Source organism: Paracoccus sp. (in: a-proteobacteria) (assembly GCF_046462195.1).
GTDB lineage: Bacteria > Pseudomonadota > Alphaproteobacteria > Rhodobacterales > Rhodobacteraceae > Paracoccus.
The window spans coordinates 1-5,724 of sequence record NZ_JBKGUN010000267.1 but is presented as its reverse complement, the minus strand read 5'-3'; the positions used below and the strand labels follow the sequence as shown (position 1 = coordinate 5,724).

Genomic DNA, 5,724 nt, shown 5'->3' with positions numbered 1-5,724 from the left:
CTGCATAGGATGACGGCCTGCTGTGCCGCTGTAAGTTCTTCACATATGGCTTCGAAGGAGCTTTTCTTTCGACCCATTCACGCCTCCGCTTTTGAAGACTGTATCGCACAGGGTGTTTAATGGAGGGTTAATCGTTTCGTTCTGCCACCGGCGGCGGACATTGGATCTTCCTGTGCAGTCAGGTGAGGTTGCCCTTGGGTTCTTCTAAGCCCTGAAAGAAGCGCTGGAGGAAGTCAGGCTACAGAGGCAGTTGCGGTTTACAGGATCTCTTCTAACCCTTTGATTCGATATACGGGCAGGGGAGGGCGGTTTACGGTTTAAGATGTTGATGTAAAACGAAAGAAGCAGACCCCTACGGGCTGCCACTTCTTTCTCCATAGTTCGATAGCGACGCAGGTTCATAACCGGGTTGCGGCCATGAATGCTGTGCAGTTTCCGCTTCCATAAGACTTACGGTTCAAGGTGCCCCCTCTGAAGGCTGTTATTCGACCGGAGCTATTTAGGGCGGTAGATTGCGGGTCACGGTGGGGCCGGGCCATGATCTTTCGGAGATTCCATCAGCAGTGCCGAAATTTCCGAACTTTTCTTTTAAATGAGTGTGCGTAGGCAGGGCGGCCACTTCCACTGGCGGGGCAGGATCTAGCCTCTTGTCCTGCTGTCAGTATGACCGTGCCCTAATCATCGGGTGCCGATGCGGCCGAAAGCGGTGGGCCGCCGAACCATGCGGAGCGCGCTGGTGGGTGCAACCGAGGGCGGTCGCTTGGCATCGCGTGTGCCCTGCCTGTCGCTGTCTGGCGTGTTCGAGGCAGTGGATGACGCTTCTGTTGTTCTGCTTGATTGGTTAGGGGTCGGTTGGCTTTCAGAACAGGATGATTTGCATGCTGCCGTGGATACAGTTGGCGACGGCGACGGCGCCGGACGGAGACACTCTCAGGCTCTTGCGCCGGGGCGATGAGTTCTCGATCCGCCTGCAAGGCGGCAACGAGTTGATGAACAGCCGCCTCGGCGGATCGGAAGAAGCTCTTGCCACGCTGGCCCTTGATCGATTGGCCGACCGGCCCGTTCCACGCGTGCTGATCGGGGGGCTCGGTATGGGCTTTACCCTCAGGGCGGCGCAAGCGGTTGCGCCCCCGGAAGCGAGCCTTGTTGTTTCGGAGATCGTGCCCGAGCTAGTGGGATGGGCGAAGGAGCAAATGGCAGACGTTTTCGGCGAATGCTTGCAGGATCCGCGTGTCGAAGTCAGGACAGGCGATGTCGGGGCAGCGATACGGGAAACGGCGGGGGCGTATGATGCCATTCTGCTGGATGTCGATAACGGTCCTGGCGGCCTGACCCGCACGGGCAACGATGCCCTTTATCATGAGGAAGGTTTGCGGCGGGCACATCGGGCATTGCGGCCGAGCGGCATTCTGGCTGTCTGGTCTGCGGCGACGGATCCCGCCTTCACCAAACGCCTTTCACGGTGCGGGTTTGGCGTCAGCACGCATGGCATTCGTGCCAGCGCCACAAAGCGGGGCAGCCGCCACACGATCTGGATCGCGGTGCGAGATCATGGTTGATGATCAAGGCCACTCTGTCCATTTTGCGAGTGAACATATGCCGACCTGAGGGCAATCAGCCGTTTCTCAGGAAGGGGCGCGGAAATGTCATCGCATCGATCAGTTCGCGGGCGGCGATCAGGTCAGACAGATCCACAGAAAGCGCGGCCTTGCCTTCCATCGCATCGACAAAGGCCGCAATCAGGCACGGTGACTGGAATGGTCAAAGGCCATCGAAGCGGCCGCATTGCCACCCGCACCCGGAGCACCCCATTCCTCGATCCGACCGTCGTGATGGAAGACCTGCGCCTGATATCCTTCGATACGGATTGTTGCGCGTTTGAACACCAGGTCAGCGACTCGGTCAGGCCGGAAGATCCAGCATCCCGGTTTGGGTAAGAATGCCTTGCTGCTGTCTATCCTCCTGAGGGTTGGGGATTGCCGCTGGCGCGACTGGCGCGCGGGGTTACTGAGGCACGCGAGCAGGACGGGTTTCCACTCCCATGGCCTGTGGTGTCTAGTGCCAGCCCCGATCCGGTAGCAGTGCGGAAAGGTTCCGAGCTTCTGCCAGCGCCAGATGGTCGGCACCGAGACCGAGTAGCGCAGCGTAACTTCGCTTACAGATAAAAAGCGTTGAACGGCGTCAGCATCGGGACGACAAGCAGTTGCAGCGCGTAAGGATGCGGAGTTCGGCTAGGCCTCGACGGCTTGATCCTTGGCCTTGCATCTGCGCGATCCCTGAGGCACGGCGCTCGCGATCACGCGCTCCGAATTTTCTGTGCTGGAATCACTGAAGAAAAGATTGAACTGTTCTTCATCACAAGACATGAACGCGCCCCTCACAAGGATGGCGCTCGATCACGTCCTATGATGGAGCAGGTTTAGGTGGTCCGACGATCATCGCAAGATGATCCCGCAACCGCATGACGGTTCATAAAACGACTTGAAATGGTTTGACCACATAAAAAAATAGGGGCTACGCCATGTGGGGCTTACAATAATAGAGCTATAGTCAAAAAAAAATGCTTTGCGTGAATAAGATGGCGGAGGCGGTGGGATTCGAACCCACGGTGGGCGTTAACCCACGTCGGTTTTCAAGACCGGTGCAATCAACCACTCTGCCACGCCTCCGACCCGTGCGGATTAGCGCGCGGCAAGCAGGGGCGCAAGACACTTAGCGGGCTAGGGTGACAACTTCGCCGCCGCCGATGACCTCGACGGCCGAGATCCGTCCCAGCTGACGGAAGCTGAAGGGAAGGGCCACCACGATCGTGTCGGTGGCGGGATCGGCAGAAAGGCTGACGCGGGGACTGTCCGGGACAGGGGGAGTGGCGACGAAGCGCAGCCGCAGAACCCCGTCGGCATCCGGAGACAGGCGATCGCCGGGCTGACTCCGCTGGCTGACCAGTGCAGCCGAGTGATAGCCCTTGACGGGTGCAAATCCGCGCGCGACCAGGAGGCGGCCTTCCGCCAGCGGCTGCCATTCCACCGACAGGATCAGGGGAATGCCCGGCCGCTCGTCCGCGGCGGAAAGATAGCCGCCTTCGGGCTCCAGGCTTGCAGGGGCGCTGGATGAGCCGTCCCACCAGCCGAACGGGTTGAGCCCACTGTCCCCCAGCCTGCCACATCCTGAAAGGATCACGGTGCCGATCAGCAGCGGCAGGGTCAGTCTGGTCATTGTCGGTCCCTCTCGGTTCGCCTTGGTGATAGGCGAAAGAGACCGTGCGGAAAAGCCTCTTTGACCTTGGGCGAGTCGCACGTTAGGCCTTTGCTTCGACACGAGGAGAGACAGATGGCAACCCCCGCATTTGAAGACATCGCCGAAACCTTCGATTTTCTGGAAGACTGGGAAGAGCGTTATCGGCACGTCATCGAACTGGGCAAGGCCATGCCGCCCTTGGATCCCGCCTTTCAGGTGCCGGCCACCAAGGTCGATGGCTGCGCGAGCCAAGTCTGGATCCTGCCGCGGATCGACAACGGGCGCTTTGACTTTCAGGGGGAAAGCGACGCGCTGATCGTGCGCGGCCTGATCGCGGTGCTGCACGCGCTTTATTCCGGCGTGCCGCTGACCGAGGTCGAGCGGATCGATGCCCAGGCGGCCTTGGCCCGGCTGGGGCTGGACGAGCATCTGTCGGCGCAGCGGTCGAACGGCGTGCGGGCGATGGTTCAGCGCATCAGGCAGTTGGCCGCCGCCGAAGGCTGATCCAGCCGCCGCCAAGAACACGCGTGCCTTCGGTTTCATAGAACACGCAGGCCTGCCCGGGGCTGACGCCATCCTCGGGGTCCAGCAATTCAACCTCGGCACGGCGGCCGGGCAGGGGACGCAGGATCGCGGGCCGCGGCGGCCGTGTCGACCGGATGCGGACAAGGCAGGGGATCTCGCCTTCGAAGAGCTGATCGCCCAGCCAGTTGACCTCGGTCACGTTTACCGTGCGGGTGGAAAGCGCCTCGCGTGGTCCCACCACGACCCGGCGGCTTTCAGGATCCAGCCGCACGACATAAAGCGGATCGCCCAGACCGCCAATGCCGAGGCCCCGGCGCTGCCCGATCGTGTAGTGGATGACGCCGCGATGGTTGCCCAGAACATTGCCTTGCAGATCGACGATCTCGCCCGGATCCGCCGCGCCGGGGCGCAGCTTCTCGATGACGGCGGCATAATCCCCATTGGGGACAAAGCAGATGTCCTGGCTGTCCGGCTTGTCCGCAACAGCCAGACCGTATTCGCTGGCAAGCGCACGGGTTTCGGCCTTGCTCACCAGATGGCCCAAGGGGAACCGCAGAAAGTCGAGTTGTTCCTGCGTGGTCGAAAACAGGAAATAACTTTGATCGCGGCCCGCATCGGCGGCCATGTGCAGTTCGGCACGCTGCGGACCGGGCTTGCGCTGGATATAATGTCCCGTCGCCATGCAATCGGCATCTAGGTCACGCGCGGTTTCCAGAAGGTCACGGAACTTGACACGCTCGTTGCAGCGGATGCAGGGAACAGGCGTTGCCCCCGACAGATAGGCATCGGCAAATTCGTCGATGACCGATTCGCGGAACTTGTTCTCGTAATCCAGGACGTAATGGGGAAAGCCCATGCGTTCGGCCACCCGCCGGGCGTCATGAATGTCCTGTCCGGCGCAGCAGGCGCCCTTCTTGGCCAAGGCTGCCCCGTGATCGTAAAGCTGAAGCGTCACGCCGATGACATCATAGCCTTCGGATTTCAGCTGCGCCGCCACGACGGAACTGTCCACGCCTCCGGACATGGCCACCACCACCCGCGTCCGGGACGGCGGCTTGGCAAAGCCGAGACTGTTCAATTCGGTGTCGCGCGCTGTTGCGCGAACGGGGGCCATAAGGGTCATGGATGATCTTTCGCCACGTAAGGGCAGTTCGACACAAGCGGAATTGGTTTGAAATATAGTCAAATGCCCAGCATTCTCAACCCCGGCTCACCAGGAAGACCTGCGTCGGCTAACTGTAGTTTAAAGAGTTTCCCGCAGAACTTGCAGGACGTGAAGAAGGACGCCTGTCATGTTTGTCAAAAAATCTTTTGGTCCGCGCATCGTGACGCTTGACGATGGCCGCATCCTCAGCGTCGCCGATCTGCCCGATGCCGATACCCGCTGGGTCGCCAGCCGCAAGCAGACAGTTGTTCTGGCTGTGGCCCACGGTCTGATCAGCCGCCAGGACGCTTTGAAGCGCTATGGCTTGTCGGAAGAAGAGTTCGATGCCTGGTGCCGCGCCATTGCGGCGCATGGAAAGGCGGCGCTGAAGGTCACCGCATTGCAAAGATATAGACAACCTATGGTTGAATAGGGCACAAGGGGGCGGGGGCCGGTAACCTCGCGTTAACCTGTCTCAGTGATGGTCATCAGATGACCTTCTTGTGATTCGGGGAAACAGACCAAGCCATGCGTATCCTTCTGGTAGAAGACGATCCCAGCACTGCCCGCGCGATCGAACTGATGCTGACTGCCGCCAGCTATAACGTCTTTCTGACCGACATGGGCGAGGAAGGGATCGATCTTGCCAAGTTGTATGATTATGACCTGATCCTGCTGGATCTCGATCTTCCGGACATGCACGGGATGGAAGTTCTGCGGCATCTGCGCCTGGCCCGCATCGACACGCCCATCCTGATCCTGACCGGATCGGACGACACGGAAAGCAAGCTGCGCGGCTTCGGCTTCGGTGCCGACGA

Annotated in this window: 7 protein-coding genes and 1 tRNA gene; 4 read left to right on the top strand and 4 right to left on the bottom strand. The window is 60.3% G+C overall.

Translation table 11 applies throughout. From position 1 onward, the window contains the following. The first annotated feature begins 878 nt into the window (after window positions 1–878). Window positions 879–1,559 (top strand): spermidine synthase, encoded by a 681-nt coding sequence (locus ACLHHB_RS16110; RefSeq protein ID WP_410219294.1) that lies wholly within the window; start codon window positions 879–881, stop codon window positions 1,557–1,559. A gap of 180 nt (window positions 1,560–1,739) precedes the next feature. Here the strand turns inward: ACLHHB_RS16110 and ACLHHB_RS16105 are convergent, their stop codons facing one another. The 3 genes from ACLHHB_RS16105 to ACLHHB_RS16095 form a co-directional block, all read right to left on the bottom strand. After that, window positions 1,740–1,886 (bottom strand): hypothetical protein, encoded by a 147-nt coding sequence (locus tag ACLHHB_RS16105; protein ID WP_410219293.1) that lies wholly within the window; start codon window positions 1,884–1,886, stop codon window positions 1,740–1,742. Between the two features lie 693 nt (window positions 1,887–2,579). Next, window positions 2,580–2,669, bottom strand: a tRNA-Ser gene (locus ACLHHB_RS16100). Window positions 2,670–2,712: 43 nt separating this feature from the next. Next, on the bottom strand, window positions 2,713–3,216 hold the full coding sequence (locus ACLHHB_RS16095) for a hypothetical protein (RefSeq protein WP_410219292.1): 504 nt from the start codon (window positions 3,214–3,216) through the stop codon (window positions 2,713–2,715). Between the two features lie 114 nt (window positions 3,217–3,330). Here ACLHHB_RS16095 and ACLHHB_RS16090 point away from each other — a divergent pair, with 114 nt between their 5' ends. Continuing rightward, on the top strand, window positions 3,331–3,741 hold the full coding sequence (locus ACLHHB_RS16090) for a SufE family protein (protein ID WP_410219291.1): 411 nt from the start codon (window positions 3,331–3,333) through the stop codon (window positions 3,739–3,741). Here ACLHHB_RS16090 and mnmA read toward each other — a convergent pair. Then, complete coding sequence (mnmA, locus tag ACLHHB_RS16085; RefSeq protein WP_410219295.1) at window positions 3,713–4,876, bottom strand: tRNA 2-thiouridine(34) synthase MnmA; 1,164 nt, start codon at window positions 4,874–4,876, stop codon at window positions 3,713–3,715. The genes ACLHHB_RS16090 and mnmA overlap by 29 nt on opposite strands. A gap of 178 nt (window positions 4,877–5,054) precedes the next feature. On the opposite strand from mnmA, the gene ACLHHB_RS16080 reads away from it, so the two are divergent. Continuing rightward, window positions 5,055–5,339 (top strand): DUF1153 domain-containing protein, encoded by a 285-nt coding sequence (locus ACLHHB_RS16080; protein WP_410219290.1) that lies wholly within the window; start codon window positions 5,055–5,057, stop codon window positions 5,337–5,339. Between the two features lie 95 nt (window positions 5,340–5,434). After that, a partial coding sequence (locus ACLHHB_RS16075; protein ID WP_410219289.1) for a response regulator occupies window positions 5,435–5,724 on the top strand: 290 nt, incomplete at its 3' end.

Excerpts from the sequence above, each read along its gene's own strand:
- ACLHHB_RS16095 (WP_410219292.1), bottom strand. The coding sequence starts at position 3,216 with ATGACCAGACTGACCCTGCCGCTGCTGATCGGCACCGTGATCCTTTCA.
- ACLHHB_RS16080 (WP_410219290.1), top strand. The coding sequence starts at position 5,055 with ATGTTTGTCAAAAAATCTTTTGGTCCGCGCATCGTGACGCTTGACGAT.
- ACLHHB_RS16090 (WP_410219291.1), top strand. The coding sequence starts at position 3,331 with ATGGCAACCCCCGCATTTGAAGACATCGCCGAAACCTTCGATTTTCTG.
- ACLHHB_RS16110 (WP_410219294.1), top strand. The coding sequence starts at position 879 with ATGCTGCCGTGGATACAGTTGGCGACGGCGACGGCGCCGGACGGAGAC.
- mnmA (WP_410219295.1), bottom strand. The coding sequence starts at position 4,876 with ATGGCCCCCGTTCGCGCAACAGCGCGCGACACCGAATTGAACAGTCTC.